Annotated in this window: 19 protein-coding genes; 9 read left to right on the forward strand and 10 right to left on the reverse strand. The window is 64.5% G+C overall.

What is annotated here, in order from left to right; translation table 11 throughout:
• Positions 1 to 5: 5 nt before the first annotated feature.
• Positions 6 to 1,010, reverse strand: coding sequence for an ABC transporter permease subunit (locus ABID44_RS09740; protein WP_354151517.1), 1,005 nt, complete (start codon positions 1,008 to 1,010; stop codon positions 6 to 8).
• A gap of 298 nt (positions 1,011 to 1,308) precedes the next feature.
• Entirely contained in the window at positions 1,309 to 2,904 is a 1,596-nt protein-coding gene (locus ABID44_RS09745; protein ID WP_354151518.1) for an ABC transporter substrate-binding protein, read from the reverse strand.
• Between the two features lie 539 nt (positions 2,905 to 3,443).
• Between ABID44_RS09745 and ABID44_RS09750 the strand changes: the two genes are divergently transcribed.
• Positions 3,444 to 5,531 carry a long-chain-fatty-acid--CoA ligase gene (locus ABID44_RS09750; RefSeq protein WP_378226864.1) on the forward strand — a complete coding sequence of 696 codons (2,088 nt, stop codon included), beginning with the start codon at positions 3,444 to 3,446 and terminating at the stop codon, positions 5,529 to 5,531.
• A gap of 29 nt (positions 5,532 to 5,560) precedes the next feature.
• On the opposite strand, the gene ABID44_RS09755 is transcribed toward ABID44_RS09750, so the two are convergent.
• From ABID44_RS09755 to pgi, 3 genes are read right to left on the reverse strand one after another with little or no spacing between them, the layout of a single operon-like run.
• Positions 5,561 to 6,358 carry a glutamate racemase gene (locus tag ABID44_RS09755; protein ID WP_354151520.1) on the reverse strand — a complete coding sequence of 266 codons (798 nt, stop codon included), beginning with the start codon at positions 6,356 to 6,358 and terminating at the stop codon, positions 5,561 to 5,563.
• A gap of 4 nt (positions 6,359 to 6,362) precedes the next feature.
• Positions 6,363 to 7,100: an HAD family hydrolase gene (locus tag ABID44_RS09760; RefSeq protein WP_354151521.1), complete on the reverse strand. Its 738-nt coding sequence runs from the start codon at positions 7,098 to 7,100 to the stop codon at positions 6,363 to 6,365.
• Positions 7,101 to 7,114: 14 nt separating this feature from the next.
• A complete protein-coding gene (gene pgi / locus ABID44_RS09765; protein WP_354151522.1) occupies positions 7,115 to 8,767 on the reverse strand; it encodes a glucose-6-phosphate isomerase in 1,653 nt (550 codons plus the stop codon).
• Between the two features lie 309 nt (positions 8,768 to 9,076).
• Here pgi and pdxR point away from each other — a divergent pair, with 309 nt between their 5' ends.
• Positions 9,077 to 10,567 (forward strand): MocR-like pyridoxine biosynthesis transcription factor PdxR, encoded by a 1,491-nt coding sequence (gene pdxR, locus ABID44_RS09770; protein ID WP_354151523.1) that lies wholly within the window; start codon positions 9,077 to 9,079, stop codon positions 10,565 to 10,567.
• 105 nt (positions 10,568 to 10,672) lie between these two features.
• Positions 10,673 to 12,163: a trimethylamine methyltransferase family protein gene (locus tag ABID44_RS09775; protein WP_354151524.1), complete on the forward strand. Its 1,491-nt coding sequence runs from the start codon at positions 10,673 to 10,675 to the stop codon at positions 12,161 to 12,163.
• Positions 12,164 to 12,170: 7 nt separating this feature from the next.
• On the opposite strand, the gene pyrC is transcribed toward ABID44_RS09775, so the two are convergent.
• The 4 genes from pyrC to aceA form a co-directional block, all read right to left on the reverse strand.
• Complete coding sequence (gene pyrC, locus ABID44_RS09780) at positions 12,171 to 13,265, reverse strand: dihydroorotase (protein ID WP_354151525.1); 1,095 nt, start codon at positions 13,263 to 13,265, stop codon at positions 12,171 to 12,173.
• Between the two features lie 210 nt (positions 13,266 to 13,475).
• Positions 13,476 to 13,850, reverse strand: a complete 375-nt coding sequence (locus tag ABID44_RS09785; RefSeq protein ID WP_354151526.1) for a response regulator — start codon at positions 13,848 to 13,850, stop codon at positions 13,476 to 13,478.
• Positions 13,851 to 14,179: 329 nt separating this feature from the next.
• The gene (locus ABID44_RS09790) at positions 14,180 to 14,422 is read right to left on the reverse strand and encodes an SMc00767 family acetate metabolism repressor (RefSeq protein WP_354151527.1); all 243 of its coding nucleotides are present in this window, start codon (positions 14,420 to 14,422) and stop codon (positions 14,180 to 14,182) included.
• A 35-nt stretch (positions 14,423 to 14,457) separates the two neighbouring features.
• Entirely contained in the window at positions 14,458 to 15,744 is a 1,287-nt protein-coding gene (gene aceA / locus ABID44_RS09795) for an isocitrate lyase (RefSeq protein WP_354151528.1), read from the reverse strand.
• Between the two features lie 248 nt (positions 15,745 to 15,992).
• On the opposite strand from aceA, the gene ABID44_RS09800 reads away from it, so the two are divergent.
• The 6 genes from ABID44_RS09800 (at position 15,993) to ABID44_RS09825 (ending at position 22,874) form a co-directional block, all read left to right on the forward strand.
• Positions 15,993 to 17,411 carry a helix-turn-helix domain-containing protein gene (locus ABID44_RS09800; RefSeq protein ID WP_354151529.1) on the forward strand — a complete coding sequence of 473 codons (1,419 nt, stop codon included), beginning with the start codon at positions 15,993 to 15,995 and terminating at the stop codon, positions 17,409 to 17,411.
• A gap of 110 nt (positions 17,412 to 17,521) precedes the next feature.
• On the forward strand, positions 17,522 to 18,475 hold the full coding sequence (locus ABID44_RS09805) for a DMT family transporter (RefSeq protein WP_354151530.1): 954 nt from the start codon (positions 17,522 to 17,524) through the stop codon (positions 18,473 to 18,475).
• A gap of 235 nt (positions 18,476 to 18,710) precedes the next feature.
• Positions 18,711 to 19,808 (forward strand): polyamine ABC transporter substrate-binding protein, encoded by a 1,098-nt coding sequence (locus ABID44_RS09810; RefSeq protein WP_354151531.1) that lies wholly within the window; start codon positions 18,711 to 18,713, stop codon positions 19,806 to 19,808.
• 129 nt (positions 19,809 to 19,937) lie between these two features.
• A complete protein-coding gene (locus ABID44_RS09815; RefSeq protein WP_354151532.1) occupies positions 19,938 to 21,077 on the forward strand; it encodes an ABC transporter ATP-binding protein in 1,140 nt (379 codons plus the stop codon).
• Positions 21,078 to 21,085: 8 nt separating this feature from the next.
• The gene (locus ABID44_RS09820; protein WP_354151533.1) at positions 21,086 to 22,051 is read left to right on the forward strand and encodes an ABC transporter permease subunit; all 966 of its coding nucleotides are present in this window, start codon (positions 21,086 to 21,088) and stop codon (positions 22,049 to 22,051) included.
• Position 22,052: 1 nt separating this feature from the next.
• The gene (locus ABID44_RS09825; RefSeq protein WP_354151534.1) at positions 22,053 to 22,874 is read left to right on the forward strand and encodes an ABC transporter permease; all 822 of its coding nucleotides are present in this window, start codon (positions 22,053 to 22,055) and stop codon (positions 22,872 to 22,874) included.
• A 15-nt stretch (positions 22,875 to 22,889) separates the two neighbouring features.
• Here the strand turns inward: ABID44_RS09825 and ABID44_RS09830 are convergent, their stop codons facing one another.
• Positions 22,890 to 23,291 carry a ketosteroid isomerase-related protein gene (locus ABID44_RS09830; RefSeq protein ID WP_354151535.1) on the reverse strand — a complete coding sequence of 134 codons (402 nt, stop codon included), beginning with the start codon at positions 23,289 to 23,291 and terminating at the stop codon, positions 22,890 to 22,892.
• Positions 23,292 to 23,364 lie beyond the last annotated feature (73 nt).

Raw genomic sequence — 23,364 nt, forward strand, 5'->3', positions numbered from 1 at the left:
CCTCCTCAGTGCCGGATGCGCGGATTGATGAGGCCGTAGAGAACGTCGACGACCAGGTTCACCACCATGATAATGGCGGCGATCAGGAGCAGCCCGCCCTGGATCACGGCGTAGTCGCGGCGGAAGACGGAATCGACCATCCACTTGCCGATGCCCGGCCAGGAGAAGATTGTTTCGGTCAGGATCGCGCCGGCCATCAGCACGCCCACCTGAAGGCCGATCGTGGTGATGACCGGGATCATGGCGTTGCGCAGCGAGTGGATGCCGATGACGCGGAAGGTGGACAGTCCCTTGGCGCGCGCCGTGCGCACATAGTCCTCGCCCAGCACCTCGAGCATGGCCGAGCGGGTCTGGCGCGCGATCACCGCCAGCGGGATGGTGCTGAGTACGATGGAGGGCAGGACGAGGTGGCTGACCGCCGACTTGAAGGCGCCGCTCTGGCCCGACAGCAGCGAGTCGATCAGCATGAAGCCGGTGACCGGCGGGAAGAAGTACATCAGCGAGATGCGGCCCGACACCGGTGTCCACTGCAATATGCCGGCGAACAGGATGATGAGCAGCAAACCCCACCAGAAGATCGGCATGGAATAGCCGACGAGAGCCGCGCCCATCACCGACTGGTCGAAGAAGGAGCCGCGCTTCATGGCGGCGAAGATGCCGGCCGGGATGCCGATGACCACGGCGATGACGATGGCGCAGAACGACAGTTCCAGCGTCGCCGGAAACAGCGAGAAAAACTGGTCTAGGATCGGCCGCTTGGTGACGATCGAGGTCCCGAAATCGCCGGTCAGCACGCCGCCTATATAGTCGAGATACTGGATGGGCAGCGGCCGGTCGAAACCGAGCTGGTGCGTGATCTGGGCATGGCGCTCCGGCGACATCACCCGCTCGCCCGAAAGCAGCGCGACGGGGTCGCCAGGCAGAAGCCTGATGAATGAAAAAGCGATGATGGAGACCCCGATAAAGGTCGGGATCAGGACGGCAAGCCGACCAAGAAGAAAACGAAGCATGACGGACCTTCGCGTTGCCCTTCGAAAGGGGCGCTCTGAAGAGCTTTCCCGCTTGCCCCGAAGGCGTGCGGAACGGCTCTGTTTCCCTGTTGTCTCGCAATCCCGTCCGGAAAGCGGCGTCGCCTTCCCCCGGAATTACCCCCTGGCGCGCCGCGATCCCCGAGAATCCGCTGGCGCGCTTCAGCATCTGGTTCCCAGATGGTCTTTTATCTCTTTATTCCGAAACGGTGCGGGCTTCGGCGGCATGCCTATAGCAAAGGGCGCCCGCATTGCGGGCGCCCCGTTTGCCTGGTCTGTTCTACTCGACGAGGTCGACGCCTTCGAAGGCGAAGTCGCCGAGCGGGCTCTGATGGAAGCCCTCCACTTCCTTGCGCATCGGCACGACCGACAGCGAGTGATCAAGCGTGGCCCATGGAGCCTCGCGCTTGAACACTTCCTGCGCCTGCTCGTAGAGCTTGATGCGCTCGGCCTGATCGGTGGTGGCCTTGGCCTTCACGACGAGGTCGTTGAATTCCTCGTTGCACCACTGGGCGCGGTTGTTGCCGCCCACGGCGTCACAGCCCAGCAGGGTGTGCAGGAAGTTGTCGGGATCGCCGTTGTCGCCGGTCCAGCCGAGGATCACCGCGCCGTCGCGGTCCTTGGCCTTCGAGCGGTCGAGATATTCGGCCCACTCATAGGACACCACCTCGACCGTGACGCCGATCTTGGCGAAGTCGGACTGGATCAGTTCGGCCGCGCGACGCGCATTGAGCATGTACGGACGCGACACGGGCATCGCCCAGACCTTCATGGAGAGGTCGTTGACCCCGGCTTCTTCCAGCATCTTCCTGGCCGCGTCCGGATCGTAGGCGTCGTCCTGGATGGCGTCGTTGTAGGACCACATGGTTGGCGGAATCGGGTTCTTGGCTTCCGTCGCCGCGCCCTGGAACACCGCATCGACGATGGCCTTCTTGTTGATGGCCATGTTGAGCGCCTTGCGCACTTCGACCTTGTCGAACGGCTCCTGGGTGGTGTTGTAGGCGAGGTAGGCGATGTTGAGGCCTTCCTGCTCCATCACCTTGAGGTTCGGGTCGGCTTTCATCGCCTCGACGTCAGCGGCGTTCGGGAACGGCATCAGGTGGCACTCGCCGGCCTTCAGCTTCTGGTAGCGCACGGCGGCGTCGGTGGTGATGGCGAAGACAAGATCGTCGATCTTCTGTTCGCCGCCCCAGTAGTCGGGATTGGCCTTGTAGCGGATCACGGCGTCCTGCTGATAGGCGACGAAGGCGAATGGGCCGGTGCCGAGCGGCTGCTGGTTCATCAGTTCCTTCTTGCCGTCGGCTTCCAGCTTGTCGGAATATTCCTTGGACACGATCGACATGAAGGGCATGGCGAGGTTGGCGAGGAAGGGCGCCTCGGGCTGGTTCAGCGTGATCTTGACGGTGAGGTCGTCAACCTTCTCGACCGACTTGATCAGCGCCGGGAACCCCATGCCGTTGGCGTATTCCCAGGAAGCGCCGGCGACATACTGGTTCCAGGGATTGTTGGAGTTGAGCTGGCGGTCGAAGGAGAACACCACGTCATCGGCGTTGAGGTCGCGCGACGGGGTGAAGAAGTCGGTGGTCTGGAACTTGACGCCCGGACGGATCTTGAAGGTGTATTCCAGGCCGTCGTCGGAAATCTCCCAGCTTTCGGCGAGGCCCGGCTCGGTCTCGGTCGTGCCCGGCTTGAACTCAAGCAGGCGATTGTAGACGGTATGGGCGGCGGCGTCGAACGTGGTGCCGGCGGTGTACATGCCGGGATCGAAGCCTTCCGGCGAACCTTCGGAACAATAGACAAAGGTTTTCGCGTTGGCTGCTCCACCCATGACGGTTGCAGCCAGCAACGCGGCTGCAAGTGTCAGCTTCTTGGTCATTGAGGACTCCCTGATATTTTCCCAAGCCCCATCTGTGTCAGCCTGGTGAAGCCGGCATATAAGCACCGTTTTCCCGGCTTTGGAACTCCCTGTCGATCTGCCCCAAGGGAACGGGAATAAAATTTCTTGCGCCAGCCCTTTTGCGTAATTGTGTAAAAGCTCCGCGCAACATCTCCGACGCTTTATGACTTGAACTGCGCAATCGATGCAGATCACGGCGGAATGGCGCAGGGCGGCTGCAAGAAAGATTCGCAACCGGCTGCCGCAGCGGCACGGCTTGCAAGGCGCGGATTTGTCACCATAGATACAATTGCAGGACGGATGAGGCGGTTCGCCTCCGTGAAGAAGCCGGCAGGGAGACGCCTTCCCAAAGGAGGCGGGCCGGCGGATCATGTTCCCGGAAAGAAACCAGGGAGGACGCATTGGCCAAGGCAACCAGGGAAAAGCCCACCGGCGGAGCGGGCGCGGCAAGGAAAACACCGGGCAAGGTGAAGGCGCCGGAAAAGCCGGAGGCGGCGAAGCCGGCGGTGAAGAAAACCGTGGCGAAAGCTGCGAAGCCCGATATCACGAAGGCGGGGACGTCAGCCGCCGCGCCTGCCAGGGCAAGGGCCGGCTCCGCCGCAGGGAAGGCGTCCCCCGGCAAGGCGGCGGCAAAAAAACCTGCGCGGGCCGCCACCGCGTCAGCGGCCGGAAGCGCTGCGCCGGCTGCACTTAAAGCCGGACCGGCAAAAACGGAGGCGGCGAAGCCGGCGGTGAAGAAAACCGTCGCGAAAGCTGCGAAGCCCGATATCACGAAGGCGGGGACGTCAGCCGTCGCGCCTGCCAGGGCAAAGGCCGGCTCCGCCGCAGGGAAGGCGTCCTCCGGCAAGGCGGCGGCAAAAAAACCCGCGCGGGATGTCACCGCGCCAGCGGCCGGGAGCGCTGCGCCCAAAGCCGGACTGGCGAAGGCCGGCGGCAAGCCGGCCATGCCCTGGCTGGCCAGCTATCCGGCCAACATGCCTGCGGAAATCGGCCCGCTGACGGTGCCTTCGATCGGAGCCCTGCTGGTCGATTCCTGCAAGCGCTATAGCGAAAATCCAGCCTTCGCCAGCATGGGCAGGACGATCTCCTTTGCCGAGCTGGAGCGTCTTTCCGCCTCGTTTGGCGCATACTTCCAGTCCGTCGGGCTGGCGAAGGGCGCGCGTGTGGCGCTGATGATGCCGAACGTGCTGCAATATCCGGTGGCGATGATGGCGGTGCTGCGCGCCGGCTATGTGGTGGTCAATGTCAACCCGCTTTACACGGCGCGCGAGCTTGAGCATCAGTTGCAGGATTCGGGTGCGGAAGCGATTGTGATCCTTGAGAATTTCGCCAGCACCTTGCAGGCCGTGATCGGCAAGACGCAGGTCAGGCATGTGGTGGTCGCCGCCATGGGCGATCTGCTCGGACTCAAGGGCGCGCTGGTCAATCTCGTGGTCCGGCGCGTCAGGAAGCTGGTGCCGGCGTGGTCGCTGCCGGGGCATATCCGTTTCAACGCCGCCGTCAGGATCGGCGCTGCACGTGGATTCCAGCCGGTCGAAGTAGGACCGGACGACATCGCCTTCCTGCAATATACCGGCGGCACGACCGGCGTTTCCAAGGGCGCGACGCTGCTGCACCGCAATGTGCTGTCCAATGTGCAGCAACTGTCCCTTTGGGTTGAGGACGCCTATACGGTGAAGCCGAAACCCGCACGCCAGGTCTATGTGTGCGCGCTGCCGCTCTATCACATCTTCGCTCTGACGGTGAACGGGCTGATGGGCATGCAGCAGGGTGCGCTCAACGTGCTCATTCCCAATCCACGCGATATTCCAGCCTTCGTGAAGGAACTGCGCCACCATTCATTCAACATCTTCCCCGGCCTCAACACGCTTTTCAACGCGCTGCTCAACAATGATGAGTTTCGCAAGCTGGACTTCAGTTCGCTGGTGCTGTCGCTGGGTGGGGGCATGGCCGTGCAGCAGGGCGTCGCCGATCGCTGGAAGGCGCTGACGGGCAATCACATCACCGAAGGCTACGGCCTGTCGGAAACCTCGCCGGTGGCGACGGCCAACAAATGCTCGTCGCCGGATTTCACCGGCACAATCGGGCTGCCGATCCCCTCGACCGAGCTTTCCATCCGCGACGATGACGGCAAGGAACTGCCGCCGGGCGAAGTCGGTGAAATCTGCATCCGCGGTCCGCAGGTGATGGCCGGTTACTGGAACCGGCCGGAGGAGACCGAAAAGGTCATGACGCCGGATGGCTTCTTCAAGACCGGCGACATGGGCTTCACGAATGCGGAAGGCTTCACCAGGATCGTCGACCGCAAGAAGGACATGATCCTTGTGTCCGGCTTCAACGTCTATCCGAACGAGCTGGAGGAGGTCGTGGCCAGTCATCCGGGCGTTCTGGAGGTTGCGGCTGTCGGCGTGCCGGATGAGAGGTCGGGCGAGGCTCCGAAGCTCTTCGTGGTGCGCCGCGACCCCGATCTGACCTCAGAGGCGCTGGTGGCCTATTGCAGGGAAAATCTCACCGGCTACAAGCGTCCCAAATATATCGAGTTCCGCGACGAACTGCCGAAGACCCCTGTCGGCAAGATCCTGAGGCGCAAACTGCGCGATTCCTGATCCGGCCGCCTATGTGCTGGCCGTGACCGTCAATCGATGGTCACGGCGTTCAGGGGGATGTCGACGCCGACCTTGTCCAGCATGGCCCGGAACGAGGCGATGTCGTGGCGTTCGTTTTCGGTGACCAGTCCCGTGATCTGTCCGCTGCCGCCCTGCCGGGGTTTGAGCCCGGCCACGACATCGACGGCCGGATCGAGGAAAACCGCGTCAGGGCGGGCTTTCAGGAAGAAGTCCGCGAGCCAGGGCAAATGCGTGCTCGACAGCGTGAAGACGTCGATGCCGGGATGCCGGTCGCGGGCCTCGTGCATGAAGGCGTCCACGCATTGCTGCGTTCCGGCCGGGTCGAACAGGAAGGCCCCGCTTTCGACAAGCTCCACCATGGGCGAGGCATTGATCGTCGCGACCTGCGCCGGCTGCGCCGTGCGCTCCGCCACGAACCCGGCCAGCATGGGGCTTTCGACCAGAGACCGGACGCCCAATATGCCGACCCGTCCGGTCCGCGTCCGCGAGAGCGCCTTTTCCAGTGGCGGATGCACGCCGAACAGAGGCGGGCCGGGGTCGCGCTGCAATTCTTCCAGCACCATGATCGACGGCGCGTTGGAGGCGATGACGATGGCGCTCGGCCCGAACCGGGACAGGAAGGCGATCGAGCGCCGCATCACCGAAAGCAGTTCCTCGCGCCCCTTGCCGCCATAGGGAAAGCTGGCGCGGTCGGCGAAGTAGAGGATGTCCTGTTTGGGGAACGCCTTGTGGATCTCGGTGACGATGGCGTAGCTGCCGATGCCGGCGTCGAAGACCGCCACCGGCCGGTGCAGGCTGGCGGTCATCCGGCTAGAACACCGCCGTCTTGCGCGGCGTCGCCCGGAGCGAGGCCAGGTAGCCCGGCAGGTCGGCGGCGGATTCCAGCACCACGTCGGCCAGCGAGGACAGCGAGTCGCGTGTTCCCGTGCCCGAAAGCACCCCGATGGCCAGACCGCAGCCCCCCGCATGGGCCATGTCGAGATCGTGGCGGTTGTCGCCGACCATGGCGATCTCGGACGGTTTTAGCCCGGTCAGGTCGCAGAAGGCGCGCACAGTGTCCGGCGCAGGTTTGGCGTTGGCCACCGCGTCATAGCCATAGGCCGCCTCGAACAGCTGGGCGATGCCGAGGGCCGCCAGCGTCTTCTCGCAGCCGAGCGTCGAATCGTTGGTCGCCACACCCAGCCGGTAGGCTTGCGCATGCAGGCTGCCCAGCGCGCCGACGACGCCGGGAAGGGCGACCGCCATGGCTGCGCCCCTGTCCGTGGTGATGCGGTTGAAACGCTCCACCGTTTCAAACTGCGCGCTGCGCGGCAGTTCGGGGAACCACAGCTCGATGATGTCGAGATTGGTGCCGGCGGCAAAGACGGAATCGGCCTTGAAGGTGTGCGTGTGTGGGTCGAGCCCGGCCGCCGCCAGCAGCCTGTCGGCCTTGTTCCTGTCGCCGTCGGCCGCCTCCATCGCCATCAGCTCGGCCACGCCCGACCATGTGGCGTGGAAGTCGACGAGCGTGCCGTCCTTGTCGAACAGGATTCCCTTGATTTCGGCCAAGACTTGCCTCTCCTTCAGTTCGAGCCCTGTTTCTGCCTGAGCTCGAGTATGTGTTTCACCAGACCGGCGGTCGAAGCATCCCTGCCCGCGGCATTCTCCTTGCCCTCCACGACAGGCAGCAACTGAGTCGCCAGTTCCTTGCCGAGCTCAACCCCCCATTGGTCGAAGGAGTTGATGTTGTAAAGCACGCCCTCGACAAAGACGCGATGCTCGTAGAGCGCGATGAGCCGGCCGAGCGTGGCCGGATCGAGGCGTCTGTAGACAATGGTGATCGACGGCCGGTTGCCTGAAAAGACGCGATGCGGCGCGAGCCTGTCCACCTGCGCCGGGTCCATGCCCTTCGCCCGCATCTGCGCGCGGGCTTCGTCCAGCGTGCGGCCCTTCATCAGCGCCTCGGACTGCGCCAGACAGTTGGCGAGCAGCAGGTCGTGCTGGCGCCGCAGTTCCGGCTCATGGCCGTTGGCGGCGACAAGGAATTCGACCGGGATGATGTCGGTGCCCTGATGCAGGAGCTGGAAGAAGGCGTGCTGGCCGTTGGTGCCGGGCTCGCCCCAGACCAGCGGGCCGGTGGGCGTGACGACCGGCGTTCCGTCGAGCGACATGCTCTTGCCGTTCGATTCCATGTCGAGCTGCTGGAGATAGGCGGGCAGGCGCGACAGGCGCTGGTCGTAGGGGATGACGGCGCGGGCCGGATAGCCGCACACGACACGATGCCACCAGCCGACGAGGCCAAGCAGAGCGGGAAGGTTGGAGGAAAGCGGCGCGGTGCGGAAATGCGCGTCCATTTCATGTGCGCCGGCCAGCATTTCGCGAAAGCGCTGCGGGCCGATGGCGATCATCACCGGCAGCCCGATCGCCCCCCACACCGAATAGCGCCCGCCGACCCAGTCCCAGAAGCCGAAGACGCGGGCGGTGTCGATGCCGAAGGCGGCGACCAGCTCGAGCGCCGTGGAGACGGCGGCGAAATGATGCGCGACGGCCTTGTCGCCCAGCGCCTTCCCGATCCAGCGCTTCGCGGTCTCCGCGTTGGTCATCGTCTCGACGGTGGTGAAGGTCTTGGACGCGACGATGACGAGCGTGGTTTCGGGATCGAGCGCTTGCAGCGTGTCGTGGATATGGGCGCCGTCCACATTGGAAACGTAATGGGCGCGCGGGCCGTCATGATAGGGCGCAAGCGCCAGCGTCGCCATGACAGGGCCGAGATCGGAGCCGCCGATGCCGATATTGACGATGTCGGTGATCGCCTTGCCGGTCGCGCCCCGCGCCTCGCCGCTGCGGATGGCGTTGGCGAAGGCGCTCACGGCGTCCAGCACCGAGGCGACATCCGCGCCGACCGCCTGTCCATCGACGTTTGGTCCGGTCCCGTCCGGATTGCGCAACGCGGTGTGCAGCACGGCGCGGTCCTCGGTGATGTTTATGTGGGCGCCGCCGAACATGGCGTCGCGCCGTGCTTCCACGCCGGCTGCCGCCGCCAGTTCGCCAAGCAGGTTTATGGTGGCGTCATCGACCGCGCATTTCGACCAGTCGAGCAGCAGGTCGCCATCGGTGGCGGACAGCCGCGCAAAGCGGCGCGGGTCCGAGCGGAAGGCGGCGCGGACGTCCACCTTTTCGGTGCTGTGGCGCTGGCGAAGTTCGGCAAGGATTGGGTCGAAAGCGGAACGGTCCACGGGCATCTCCGGTGATGGTTCGAGAGGGCGGCCTGCCGCCCGGATCGGTTCGGATCGGCTTGGAAGGGAATGTAGGGCGTTCCTCCCGCCGGTGGAACTCCCCTTGCGCCGGTTCCGGCCGCCTTGGGCGTCCATCTTTATCGGATCGATTTTAAATCGGTTCAATCGGTATTTCGGGCCGGAATCCGGTCGATACATCACTGGCATAAATCGATAGGATCAGAAAAATTGATTGGCTTAATTGCTTGTGCCAAGCGACACTCCACTGGTCCACACCGCTATAAAAGACTGTCCACCGGGGAGGTGATCATGTCCCAGCGAAACGACGCGGCCATCTGGTCGGGCCTTTTCCGCATATCGGCAGATTCGGGGCAAACCCTTCAGGCGCAGATCAGGCAGGCCATCGTCGCCGCCATTCTCGACCGTCAGATCGCGGCCTCCATGCCGCTGCCCTCGTGCCGCATACTGGCCGAAAAACTTGGCGTGGCGCGTGGCACGGTGGTGCTGGCGTTCCAGCAGCTCGTCGATCAGGGTTTCCTGATAGCGCGGGAGCGGCGCGGCCATTTCGTCAATCCCGACGTGCTGGCCACGCCGGCCAGGCCCCAGAAGGCGCCGGAGCAGTCCAACGAGATCGACTGGAAGGCGCGCCGCCGCATCGCCGCTTCCGACATGCCGCCGCCCAATAAGCACGAGAACTGGATCAAGTCGTCCTACCCCTTCGTCTACGGCCAGTTCGATCCGGGGCTGTTCCCGACCGCGGAATGGCGCGAATGCAACCGCATGGCGCTGGCCGTTCTGGAAATCCGCAACTGGGCCTCGGACATGGTGGACCGCGACGATCCGCTGCTCATCGAGCAGATTCAGGCGCGCCTGTTGCCGCGCCGCGGCATCTTCGCCAATCCCGACGAGATCATCGTGACGCTGGGGGCGCAGAATGCGCTCTACATGCTCGCCACGCTGCTGATGGCCAAGGGCTCCAAGGTGGCGATGGAAGACCCCGGCTATCCCGATGCGCGTTCCACCTTCCAGCTTGCCGGCGCCGAGACCGTCCCGGTGCCGGTGGATCAGTCGGGCATCGTCACCGAAGCGATCCCCTCCGACGCCGGGTTCGTCTTCATCACGCCGAGCCATCATTGCCCGACCATGGTGCCGCTGTCGGAGGAGCGCCGGCAGGACCTTCTTGCCCGTGCCGATCGCCACAACCAGATCATCATCGAGGACGGTTATGACAGCCAGTTGCTGGACGACGCGCCGCAGCAGGCGCTGAAAAGCGTCGATCGCTCGGGCCGCGTCATCTATGTCGGCTCGATGTCCAAGACGCTGGCGCCCGGCCTGCGCCTGGGCTACATCGTCGCCTCCGCCGGGCTGGTCTCGGAACTGCGCGCCCTGCGCCGCTTCATGCTGCGCCACCCGCCGGCCAACAACCAGCGCGCCGTCGCCCTGTTCCTTTCGCTTGGGCATCACGAGGCTCTGGTGCGGCGTCTGTCGAGCGCCTTCGAGGAGCGGCGCAAGCGGTTGCGGCAGGCTGTCTCGGCTTTCCTGCCCGAATGGCGTTCGGAGCATCCGGGCGCGGGCACCTCGTTGTGGCTGGAAGCGCCCCGGGGCGTCAACGCGCGCGACCTGGCCGCCGCCGCGGCCAGCCGCAGCGTCATCATCGAGCCCGGTGATCGCTATTTCGGCTTCGCCGAGAAACCGTCACGCTTCGTGCGGCTTGGCATTTCCTCGATCGCCCTGCAGCATATCGAGCCCGGCATCCGCGAACTGGCCACGGCCGCCGGCCGCCGGCCCGCAGCCGCCTGAGCCATTGCTTTGGCACAGAAGCCGGACGCCCATGGCACATCGTCGCCGGTTGGCTGGACTGCATAGTCTTTGCAGGGAAGGTTCCAGCCAGCGGGAGATGCGGCGATGAAGACGAACCCGTCGGCCGGCGAGGCGTTACGCGCTTATGGGGCCGGCTACCGCCCATTGAGCGAGCGCGATATTGAGCGCATTCATGAATCGGTGCTCACCGTTCTGGAAACCGTGGGCCTCGCCGACGCCATCCCTTCCTGCATCGACGCATTGACGGGCGTCGGCGCAATCGCGGGCGCGGACGGGCGCATCCGGTTTCCGCGCAATCTCGTGATCGACACCATCAGGCGTGCGGCCCGCAACATCACGCTTCACGGGCAGAATCCCCGACATGACCTGCGGCTTGACGGTGTCGGCGTCCATTTCGGCACGGCCGGTGTGGCGGTGAACGTCGTCGATGCGGAGCAGCGCAGCTACCGTGAGTCGCGCCTTCAGGACATCTATGACGCGGCCCGGCTGGTCGAGGGCCTGGACCACATACATTTCTTTCAGCGACCCATGGTGGCGCGCGATCTCGCCGATCCGCTGGAGCTGGATTTCAATACGCTCTACGCCTGTGTCAGCGGAACATCCAAACATGTCGGCTCCTCCTTCACGGTACGGGAGAATGTGAAGCCGGCGCTGGAAATGCTGCACATGATCGCCGGCGGCGAGGAAAAATTCCGTGCCCGTCCCTTCGTCTCCAATTCCAGCTGCTTCGTCGTCTCGCCGATGAAGTTCGCCGAGGACGCCTGCGGCGTTCTGGAAGAGTGCGTGAAGGGCGGCCTGCCGATCCTGTTGCTGTCGGTCGGGCAGGCGGGCACCACCGCCCCGGCCGAGCTGGCGGGCGCGGTCGTGCAAACCGTGGCCGAGGTGCTCGCCGGTCTCGTCTACGTCAATGCGCTGAAGCCCGGCCATCCCGCGATCTTCGCCGCCTGGCCCTTCGCGTCCGATGCGCAGAGCGGCGCTATGGCCGGCGGCTCGCCCGAGCAGGCCCTGCTCGGGGCGGCCTGCGCCCAGATGGCGCGCTTCTACGATCTGCCGGGCAGCACCGCCGCCGGCATGACCGATTCCAGGCTGCCGGACAGCCAGTCGGGCTATGAAAAGGGCATCACCGACATGCTGGCCGCCCTCAGTGGCGCGGACCTCGTCTATGAGGCGGCCGGCACGCACGCCTCACTGCTCGGTTTCTGCCTGGAAAGCCTGATCATCGACAACGACATGCTGGGGCATTGCCTGCACAGCCGCGCCGGCATGACGGCCCGCGAGGACCAGCTCTCGGTCGCCCTGATAGAACAAACCTGTCTTGGCGGCCCCGGCCATTATCTCGACCGTCGCCCGGCCTCGGAGCAGGCCCGCCATTTCTATCCGCTGCTCGGGGAACGCTGGTCGCCGCGCGAAGGGGAAGGCGATGGCGGTCCCGACATCGTCATGCGCGCCGTGGCGGAAAAGCGTCGTGTTCTCGCCGGGCGTTTCCCGCGCCATGTGCCGCGCGCCCTTGACGAGCGTCTGCGCGTCCGCTTCGGTGACCTCATTCGCCTGCCGCGCAGCGCGATGGGTCACTGAAAATGCTTCAGGGTTTCGTCCCGCCGACCGACCAGGGCAGCGTCTCCCCGCCACGGAACACCACAATGTCCTCGTCGCCGATTGGCACGGCGGCCACGGCGACGCCGGGTTTTTTCACCAGCGTGACCGTGCCTCTGTTCGGCTCCAGCCCGTGGAAGCGGGGCCCGTTCAGCGACGCGAAAGCCTCGAAGCGGTCGAGCGCGCCCTCCTCATCGAACACCTGAACATAGGTCTGCAGGGCGGTGACGCCTCCGAACACGCCGGCCGAGCAGCATTCGGCCTGCTTGGCGGAGCGCATATGGGGAGCGCTGTCGGTGCCGATCATGAAGCAGCTTTCGCCGGAGGTGACGGCTCTGCGAAGCGCCAGACGATGGCTCTCGCGCTTGGCCACCGGCAGGCAGTAGAGATGCGGGCGCAGGCCTCCCTGGAAAATCGAGGTGCGGTTGATGACCAGATGATGGGGCGTGATCGTCGCCGCCATGCGCGGCGCATGGGCGCGCACGATGTCCACCGTGCCAGAGGTGGTGGCGTGCTCGACCACGACCTTGAGGCCGAGATGCCTTTTCAGCATCGGCAGGAGCGTGTGTTCCATGAACACCTCCTCGCGGTCGAAGATATCGACCTCCGGGTCGGTGGATTCGCCATGGATCAGCACCGGCATGCCGATCTTCTCCATCCGCTCCAGAACCGGCGCCAGCCCGGCGAGGTCGGACACGCCATGGCTGGAATTGGTGGTGGCGCCCGCCGGATAGAGCTTGGCGGCGATCCACCCGCGTTCGGCGAAGCCGCGCTCGATCTCGTCGGGATCGGTGTTGTCGGTGAGGTAGCAGGTCATGAGCGGCTCGAAATCCGAGCCCTCGGGGCGGCCGGCCAGGATACGGTCACGGTAGGCGTGCGCATCCGCCACCGTCACCACCGGCGGCACGAGGTTGGGCATGATGACGCCGCGCGCGAACTGCGCCGCCGTGTAGGGCAGTACGGCCCTGAGCATGACGCCGTCGCGCAGGTGGACATGCCAGTCGTCCGGGCGCGGAATGGTGATCGACGGCGCGGCGTCCGCCTGATGATCGGCGCCGGTTTCGAAAAGCGCGTCGATGGTCATGGGCAATCCTCTTCGCCTGCGGTGCTGCGCGGCGCGGAGCTCCGCTTCCGCCGCCTTTTTGACCATGCGATATACATCGCCTTGCGGCAATTGGCAGTGCGCTTGGCCAGACTGCGGCAAAAAATTCGGCCCGCATATGTTTCCTGGCGGTGGTGAGCCGGAGCGCGGTGGAGGCTGGAAAGACCGGACGCCTGCAGCGATCGCGGTCTTTCAGGTTGCAAGCCGGCTGAGCACGGGTTGCAACTGTTCGGGCGTAATCGGCTTGGCGACGACCGCATCGACAGGACTGGAGAGCAGGGGGTTCCCGGATGGCGCCATGCGTGTCGACAACAGCACCAGCGCGGGCCTGAGGCCAGCCGTCTCACGGCGTAGCGCCGCAAGCGCCGGCATGAGGGTTTCGCAGTCACGGTTTTCGGGGCCGCCATCGAGAACGACGATGCCCGGCAGCACTGAACGCAGGGTTTGCATGGCGGATTCGGGCGATTCGACGAGCGGCCTCAACCCCAGACCTTCCACGATCTTCGCCACTACCACCTGGGTGATGCGCGAGCGGCCGACGACCATCACCCGCGAGAGGTCGGCCATGCCGCCCTCATCCACATACGTGCCGCGTCCGGAAACAGCGCTGCCGTCTTGATCGAAGTACGAAGACAATCCGATCTACACCATCTGCTCAATGCAGGGTTGAAGTCATGCTCCTTTTGAGTGACGCCGCTTCCACTGTCAAGCTAATAGCAGATTGGCATAAAGTGGTATGACGCCCGCACGGCGGGACAGGTGAGCTGAACGAAAATCGCCCCCGCAGCGGCTGCGGGGGCGACTTGTGGGCAGGGAGCCCTGGGATGGACCGTGTCGCCACGGTCCGGCCGCCGTCCCTGCTTGCGAGGCGTGCGGGGCGGCGGTTTGGTTGCGGCTCAGTTGTTGTGAGCCTGGGTGACGATCACCGGAATGAGCAGGTCGCCCCAGTTGCCTTCGCCGCTGTGATGGCGGGCCGAGCGGACCAGTTCGACCGACACGCCGGCCTCGACCGCCTTCATCACGGACTGGTTGAGGCGATGCAGGTCGTTGGCCAGCATGCGGATGGCTGCCTGCTGGTCGGTGTTCATGGCCGAGGACTGCTCCTCCGCCCTTTCCTTGACTCGCGTGATCGGTGCCATTTCGGTTCTCCCCTGAATGATGGCCGTCGGGTTGATTATTCCGCAGCCGGGCGGAACTGTTCGGTTTCGGTGGACCCGCCCATGGCGGTCGTCGAGGACGTGCCGCCGGTGATGGCGAGCGACACGGCGTCGAAATAGCCGGTGCCGACTTCGCGCTGGTGCTTGGTCGCCGTGTAGCCGTTGGTTTCGGCCGCGAATTCGGCTTCCTGCAACTCGGAATAGGCCGCCATCTGGCGATCCTTGTAGCCGCGCGCCAGCTCGAACATGCCGTAGTTGAGCTGATGGAAACCAGCCAGCGTGATGAACTGGAACTTGTAGCCCATGGCGCCCAGCTCGCGCTGGAATTTGGCGATGGTGGCGTCGTCGAGGTTCTTCTTCCAGTTGAAGGACGGCGAGCAGTTATAGGCCAGCAGCTTGCCAGGATGCGCCTTGTGCACGGCTTCGGCGAACTTCCTCGCCTGTTCCAGATCCGGCTTGCCGGTCTCCATCCAGATCAGGTCGCAATGCGGCGCATAGGCGATGGCGCGGGCGATGCACGGCTCGATGCCGTTCTTCACCTGATAGAAGCCTTCCGTGGTGCGGCCGGCGTCGTGGTCGACGAAGGGCTGGTCACGCTCGTCAATGTCGGACGTCAGCAGCTTGGCGGCCTCGGCGTCGGTGCGGGCCACGATCAGCGTCGGCGTGCCCATGACGTCGGCGGCGAGCCGCGCGGCGTTGAGGTTACGGATATGGGCCGCGGTCGGGATCAGCACTTTGCCGCCCAGATGGCCGCATTTCTTCTCCGAAGCGAGTTGGTCCTCGAAGTGGACGCCGGCGGCCCCCGCCTCGATGAAGGCCTTCATGATTTCGAAGGCGTTGAGCGGTCCGCCGAAGCCGGCCTCGGCGTCGGCCACGATCGGCGCGAACCAGGTGTCGACCGACAGTTTGCCTTCCGCTGTCTCGATCTGGTCGGCGCGCTGCAGGGTGCGGTTGATGCGCTTCGCCAGTTCCGGCGCGGCGTTGGCCGGATAGAGCGACTGGTCGGGATACATGGCGGACGCCGTGTTGGCGTCGGCGGCGACCTGCCAGCCCGACAGATAGATGGCCTTCAGACCGGCGCGGACCATCTGCATGGCCTGGTTGCCCGAGAGGGCGCCCAGCGCGTTGACGAAGTCTTCCTCATGGATGAGCTTCCACAGCCGGTTTGCGCCGTTTTCGGCCAGCGTGTACCTGATCTGCACCGAGCCGCGCAGCCGCTTCACGTCTTCCGGGGTATAGGGGCGCTCGATGCCATCGAAGCGGCCTTCCGGCGCGGAGGGGACGAGGTTGTAAAAATCGGTCATGTACGGCTCCCGCAGTTCGGTTATCAAGATGCCGGCCCCTGCTTTTCGCTAATATCGGCGTATGCCGGCACGACCTGATTTACATTGCAGCGCAAAACAAGCGAGAAAAACCGGGTTTTTCAGCCAAAAATAAAGGAAAACCTGTGTTGTGTTTGACAAAAGCGGTCTGTAAAAATGTAAAGAATGTAAATTTGGTCTAAGGCGGATTTCCGCGTCAAATGTTGTAAAATCGTGTAAAAATTGTCGCCATGGCTGACCAGAAGATCTTTGCCGGACCCCGCATCCGCCGTATTCGCAACGCCAGGGGGCTGACCCAGACGGCGATGGCCGAAGGGCTTGCCATCTCGCCCTCCTATCTCAACCTGATCGAGCGCAACCAGCGCCCGCTGACCGTGCAGCTCATCCTGCGGCTGGCGTCCGTCTACAAGGTCGAGCCGGAGGAGTTGCAGGCGGAAGCCGGCGGCTCGATCGCGGCATTGAGGGAAATGTTCGCCGACCCGCTGCTGGCCGGCGAATTGCCGGGTGAGCAGGAACTGGTCGAGGTGGCTGAGGCCGCGCCCAATGCGGCGGCGGCGATGATCAAGCTCTACCGCGCCTATCGCGAGCAGGCCGAGCGCCTGTCGGACCTCAACGAGTTGCTGGCGCGCGAGGGGCGCGCCACCGCCCTGTCCGGCGCGCGCCTGCCCATGGACGAGGTGCATGAGGTGTTCGAGCGGCGGCCGAACCATTATCCGGAGCTTGAGGAGGAGGCCGAGGCCTTCGCCAGGCTGCTGGAGCCGGGCGATGACCTCTATGGCGCGCTGAAGGCCTGGCTGAAGCGCGAATATGGCGTCACGGTCCGGGTGTTGCCGGTGGCGACCATGCCCAACTGGCGTCGCCGTTATGACCGCCATTCGCAGCGCCTGTTCCTGTCGGAGCGGCTGTCGCCCTTCGATCAGTTGCGCGAAGTCGCCATGGAGGCCTGCCTGATGCGCATGTCCGTGGCCGTCGCGGCCGGGATCGGGGCGCTCAAATTGTCGAGCGACGAGGCGAGGCGGCTAGCACGGTTCGAGCTCGGGCGCTATGCCGCCCACGCGCTGATGATGCCCTATCAGCCATTTCTCGCCGCCGCCCAGCGCGCCCGCTACGATGTCGATGTGCTGCGCTCGCGCTTTTCCGTTTCCTTTGAACAGGCGGCCAACCGGCTCACCATGCTGCAGCGGCAGGGCAGCGCCGGCGTGCCCTTCTTCATGCTGGAGGTCGACAATGCCGGCCATCCCTTCCGCAAGGCGGGCAGCGCCGGCTTTCCGCACAGCCGTTTCGGCGGAGGCTGTCCGAAGCTCGCCGTTCACGCCGCCTTCACGCAGCCGGGACAGATATTCGTCGAAGCGGTCGAGATGCCGGACGGCGCCGAGTTCCTGTGCATGGCGCGAACGCTGGAGGGGCCGCAAGGCGCCTTCAACGAGCGGCCGCGCCGCACCGCGCTGCTTCTCGGTTGCGATATCGCCTACAAGGACGAGGTGGTTTACGGGGCGGCTCTGCCTGACTCCGGTTCCCGGACCCCGGTCGGCCCCGCATGCCGGTTGTGCGAGCGCACGGGTTGCCTGTCGCGCGCGGCTCCGCCGGTCACGCGTCCCCTCGGGCTCGATGAGATGGTGACGGGCCTCAGCGCCTTCGACTTCCAGTAGCAAGGGCTGTCAGGCCAATGGTTGGGGGCGTTCTGGACCTTCCCGGGCTTGCACCGCGCCGTTAAGGGTGCGGGGGGACAGGTCCGGCGTTGCGCTTCGGGGAGGGCGGCATGACCGAGTTGGCATCACCCGCATCTGCCGCCGACGCCGGATCGTCGGCGCGCGCGACACGCCGCGGCGCCCTGCTGGTCTTTTTCTCGGCGCTGCTGTGGAGCCTTGGCGGAGCCATCGCCCGCTATATCGAGGCGCCTGATCCGTGGGCCGTCATCTTCTGGCGCTCGCTGTGGGCGGCCGCTTTCCTCATCGCCTACATGGTCTGGCGGGATGGCTGGCGCGGCGCCATGCGTCTGTTTCGGGACATGGGGTTGCCGGGGCTGGCCGTCGCCGCCTGCTTCGCCACCGCATCGACCTGCTTCGTGGTGGCGCTTTCCCACACCACCGTCGCCAACATCCTGCTGATACAGGCCGGCGTGCCGCTGATCGCGGCGCTGTTCGGCTGGATCGCCTTGCGCGAGAAGGTGTCGGGCGGCACATGGGTGGCCATCTTCTTCGTCATCGTCGGCGTGGCGGTGATGGTGTCGGAATCGCTCGGCGGCTCGGTTTCGCCGATCGGCGACGGGCTGGCGCTGGCCATCACCTGCGCATTGGCGACGGCCACCGTGATCACGCGCCGCTTTGCCCATGTGCGCATGACCCCGGCGACCTGCCTCGGCACCATATTCGCCGCACTGCTGGCGCTGACGCAGGCTTCCCTTCTTGAAGCGTCCGGGCGCGACATGGTCTTCCTGTTCGCCTTCGGGGTTCTGAATCTCGGCCTCGGCCTCGCCTGTTTCGCAACTGGCGCCCGCATGATCCCCGCCGCCATGGCGGCGCTGCTCGGCACGTTCGAGACCATATTGGGGCCGGTATGGGTGTGGCTGGCTCACGCGGAGGTTCCCTCCGGACGGACGCTGATCGGCGGCGGCATCGTGTTCGCCGCCCTGCTCGTGCATATTGCGCGGGAGTTCCGGCGTCATTCGCAGCCGCGACGACCCGGCGTCACCGGCCTGCCCGCGCCGAACTGACGGCGGCATCCGATCCGCCCGACTGCCCATTGACAAAGCCTCCGCGCGCCGGGCAGGCTGGGTGAAAGGCAACAACGAGACAGGCCGATCTTGCCCTTGTTCGCACCATCCCGTCATCGTCCGGCAGTCGAATGCTGCTTGTTGATCTGCCGAAGCCTCAATAGATTGAAAGACATGTCCGGCGGCGACGCAGAGGCGCGGCCGACAGGGGAACATTTGGCAAAGGGAGTTTCTCATGCAGCGTAAAACAAGTCTGCTTCTCGCCACCACGGTGCTGGCGTCGGCTTTCGCCTTCGCAGCCGGGGCGCAGGAGCGCGTCGTCAACGTCTACAACTGGTCCGACTACATCGATTCCTCGATCATCGACGATTTCACCAAGGAAACCGGCATCAAGGTCGTCTACGACGTTTACGATTCCAACGAAATCCTGGAAACCAAACTGCTGGCCGGCGGCAGCGGTTACGATGTCGTGGTTCCCACCAGCAGCTTCCTCGCCCGCCAGATCGAGGCCGGCGTCTACCAGAAGCTCGACAAGTCGAAGCTGCCCAATCTGGAGAACATGTGGGACATGGTGAGCGAGCGCACCGTGGTGTTCGACCCCGGCAACGAATATTCGATCAACTATATGTGGGGCACGGTCGGCATCGGCTACAACGTCGCCAGGATCAAGGAGGTGCTGGGCGTCGATGAAATCGACAGCTGGGCGGCTGTGTTCGATCCCGAGCAGGCGGCCAAGCTGAAGGATTGCGGCATCAACTTCCTCGATTCGCCCACCGACATGATCCCGGTTACGCTGGCCTATCTCGGCCTCGATCCCGACAGCCATGAGCCCGACGACATCGCCAAGGCCGAGGAAGCGCTGCTCAAGGTCCGCCCCTTCGTGCGCAAGTTCCATTCTTCCGAGTTCATCAACGGTCTCGCCAATGGCGACATCTGCATCGCGGTCGGCTGGTCTGGCGACGTCTTCCAGGCGCGCGACCGCGCCGAGGAGGCCGACAACGGCGTCGAGCTGAACTATGTGATTCCGAAGGAAGGCACGCAGATGTGGTTCGACCAGATGGCGATCCCCGCCGATGCGCCGCATCCGGCGGAAGCGCACGAGTTCCTGAACTACATGATGAAGCCGGAAGTCATCGCGAAGTCCTCGAACTATGTCTACTACGCCAACGGCAACAAGGCCTCGCAGGAATTCCTCGACGAGGGCGTGCATGACGACCCGGCCGTCTATCCCCCCGACGACGTGATGGCCAAGCTGTTCGTCAACACGCCGCTCGACTCCAGGACCCAGCGTCTGTTCACCCGCACATGGACGAAGGTGGTGACCGGACAATAAAGACAGCGCGAGCCCCGGTCCTTCGCCGGGGCTCGTTGCCGTTCATCGTCTCAGTTGAACAGGAACATGAAGCGCCCGGGCGGCTTTAAAGGATAATGTGATCTGTCGTCCGGCGGGGGAGAGCGAAGCATGAAGTCACTGGGCAGCATCCGCAGGGATTTCGCGCCGTGGAGCGATCCGCAGGCGAAACCCTATATCAGGTTCGAGAACGTCACCAAGCGCTTCGGCGACTTCACCGCCGTCAACAACCTGTCGCTGTCCATCTTTGAGCGCGAGTTTTTCGCCCTGCTCGGCGCTTCCGGCTGCGGCAAGTCCACGCTGTTGCGCATGCTGGCCGGCTTCGAGGAGCCGACCGCCGGGCGCATCCTGCTCGACGGACAGGATTTGCGCGGCATCCCTCCCTATCGCCGCCCCGTCAATATGATGTTCCAGTCCTACGCGCTGTTCCCGCATATGAGCGTGGAAAAGAACATTGCCTTCGGCCTGAAGCAGGAGGGCATGCCCAGGGCCGAGATCGACAAGCGGGTGGCGGAAATGCTGAAGCTGGTCAAGCTGGAGCGCTTCGCCGCCCGCAAGCCGCACCAGCTTTCCGGCGGCCAGCGCCAGCGTGTCGCGCTCGCCCGCTCCCTCGCCAAGCGCCCGAAGGTGCTTCTGCTCGATGAGCCGCTCGGCGCGCTGGACAAGAAGCTGCGCGAGGAGACCCAGTTCGAACTGATGGACCTGCAACAGGAACTCGGCCTGACTTTCGTGGTCGTCACCCACGATCAGGAAGAGGCCATGACGATGGCCGACCGCATCGCCATCATGGACAGGGGTGAGGTCATGCAGGTGGCGACCCCCGCCGAAATCTACGAGGCGCCCAATTCGCGTTTCGTCGCCGGCTTCGTCGGCAACGTCAACCTGTTCGAGGGCAATGTCGCCGAGCGCAACGACAACACCGTGCGCATCACTGGCGGCAGCGGGGCGCAGATAGTGGTGGAGAATGTCGGCGAAGCGGCGAAAGGCAACGAGGTCGCCTTCGCCATCCGGCCCGAAAAGATCAGGGTTTCGTCCCGCCGGCCGCAGGACATGGCGAATGCGCTGGAAGGCGAAATCTACGACATCGCCTATCTCGGCGACATGACAGTCTATTACGTCAAGCTCGACGACGGGCAGATCGTGCGCGCCTCCATGTTGAATGCGGCGCGGGTCGTCGACGACCCGCTCACCTGGAGCGACCGCGCCTGGGTTTCCTTCCGGCCCGACGCCGGCGTGGTGCTGACGAGATAGGGGCGGCCATGTCGAATCTCGCCGTTTCCGCGTCCGCCGCCGCTCCGGCCCAGAAGACCCTTCTTGCGCGCCTGGCGTCCGGCTTCACCGCGCGGCTCCTCATTCTGGTTCCCTACGCCTGGCTGCTGTTCTTTTTCCTCATTCCCTTCGTCATCGTCTTCAAGATTTCGCTGTCGCAGAGCGCGATCTCGATGCCGCCCTATGCGCCGGCCCTCAATTTCAGCACAGGCTTTTCAGGACTGTGGAGCGCGCTGAAGGAATTCAGTTTCGAAAATTATATCTGGCTGACCGAGGACCCGCTCTATTTCAACGCCTATATTTCCAGCGTCGTCATAGCCGGCATATCGACCGTGCTCACGCTTCTGGTCGGCTATCCGATCGCCTATGGCATGGCGCGCGCGCCGGTGTCGCTGCGCCCGACGCTGCTGATGCTGGTCATACTGCCGTTCTGGACCTCGTTCCTGATCCGGGTCTACGCGTGGATCGGCATCCTGAAGCCGGAGGGGCTGCTCAACCAGTTCCTGATGGGCATCGGCGTCATCTCCACGCCGCTGGTCATCATGAACACCTATACGGCGATCTATATCGGCATCGTCTACTCCTACCTGCCCTTCATGGTGCTGCCGCTCTATTCCTCGCTGGAGAAGATGGACAACTCGCTGATCGAGGCCGCGCAGGACCTTGGCTGCCCGCCGACCACCGCCTTCTGGAAGATCACCTTCCCGCTGTCGCTGCCGGGCGTCATAGCCGGTTGCCTGCTGGTGTTCATCCCGGCGGTCGGCGAGTTCGTCATCCCCGACCTGCTCGGCGGATCGCAGACGCTGATGATCGGGCGCACGCTGTGGAACGAATTCTTCGCCAATCGCGACTGGCCGGTGGCCTCGGCGGTGGCCATCATCCTGCTTTTGATGCTGGTCATCCCGATTGTTCTCTTCCAGCATGCGCAGGCCCGCGCCCAGGAACAGGATCGCTGACATGAACGCCACCTGGAGCCGTTTCAACATCGTCTCGATCGTGCTGGGTTTCGCCTTCCTCTATTTGCCGATCGTGCTGCTGGTCGTCTTCTCCTTCAACGCGTCGCGACTTGTCACCGTGTGGGGCGGATTCTCGACACAGTGGTACGGGGCGCTGTTCCGCAACCAGGGCCTGATGGACGCCGCATGGGTCACGCTGCGTGTGGGGCTGGTCTCGGCCTCGGTCGCCACCGTGCTCGGCACCATGGCGGCGCTGGTGCTGACACGCTACACGCGCTTCCGGGGCAGGGTGCTGTTCACCGGCATGGTGTTCGCGCCGCTTGTCATGCCGGAGGTCATCACCGGCCTGTCGCTGCTGCTGCTGTTCGTGGCCATCGGCCTCGACCGCGGTTTCCTGACCGTCACGCTCGCCCACATCACCTTTTCCATGTGCTTCGTGGCGGTGGTGGTGCAGTCGCGGCTGATCTCCTTCGACCGGTCGCTGGAGGAGGCGGCGATGGATCTCGGCGCGCCGCCGGTGAAGACCTTCTTCCAGATCACCCTGCCGGTGATCGCGCCCGCCATCATCTCGGGCTGGATGCTGGCGTTCACCCTCTCGCTGGACGACCTGGTCATCGCCAGCTTCGCCTCGGGGCCGGGCGCGACGACGCTACCGATGAAGATCTACAGCCAGGTGCGGCTTGGCGTGACGCCCGAAATCAACGCGGCCTGCACCATCCTGATCGCCATCGTGGCGACCGGCGTGATCGCCGCGTCGATCGTCAACAAGCGCCGCGAGGTGCAGCGCCGGCGCGACGAGCAGGCGGCGCTGCGTCTGGCGTGAGCCGGCCGGCGTCCGCTATGCGCCGACCTGCGCGATCCAGTCGTTGAGGTTGTAGTAGTTTGAAATGCGCGTGACCTTGCCGTCGCGGATTTCAAAGAAAGCGCCGGCCGGCAGCACGTATTTCTGGCCGGCAGCTTCCGGCAACCCCTCGTCGGTCGCCAGATATTCGCCGTTGACGGTGAATTCGGCGGCGCCGCGCGCGCCGTCGGCGCTTTCCATGATGACGATATCGGTGAGCCGCTCGCGGTAGCAGCGGTTCATCTTGTCCATGAAGGAGCGGAAGGTGTCCTTGCCGGTCTGGCGTTCGCCCTGGTTGATATCATGCGCCACGTCGTCGGTCAGCAGGTCGAGGAAAGCTTCCATGTCCTGCCGGTTGAAGGCGTCGTAATAGGCGGAAATGGTGTCTCTGGCGCTCATGGTCTCTCCCTGTTCGCAAACGCAATGGCCAATCCTGCCGGCAAGCCCTATAGCACCCGCTGGAGCTTTGAAA

The sequence above is a fragment of the Aquamicrobium ahrensii genome (assembly GCF_040545755.1).
GTDB lineage: Bacteria > Pseudomonadota > Alphaproteobacteria > Rhizobiales > Rhizobiaceae > Mesorhizobium > Mesorhizobium ahrensii.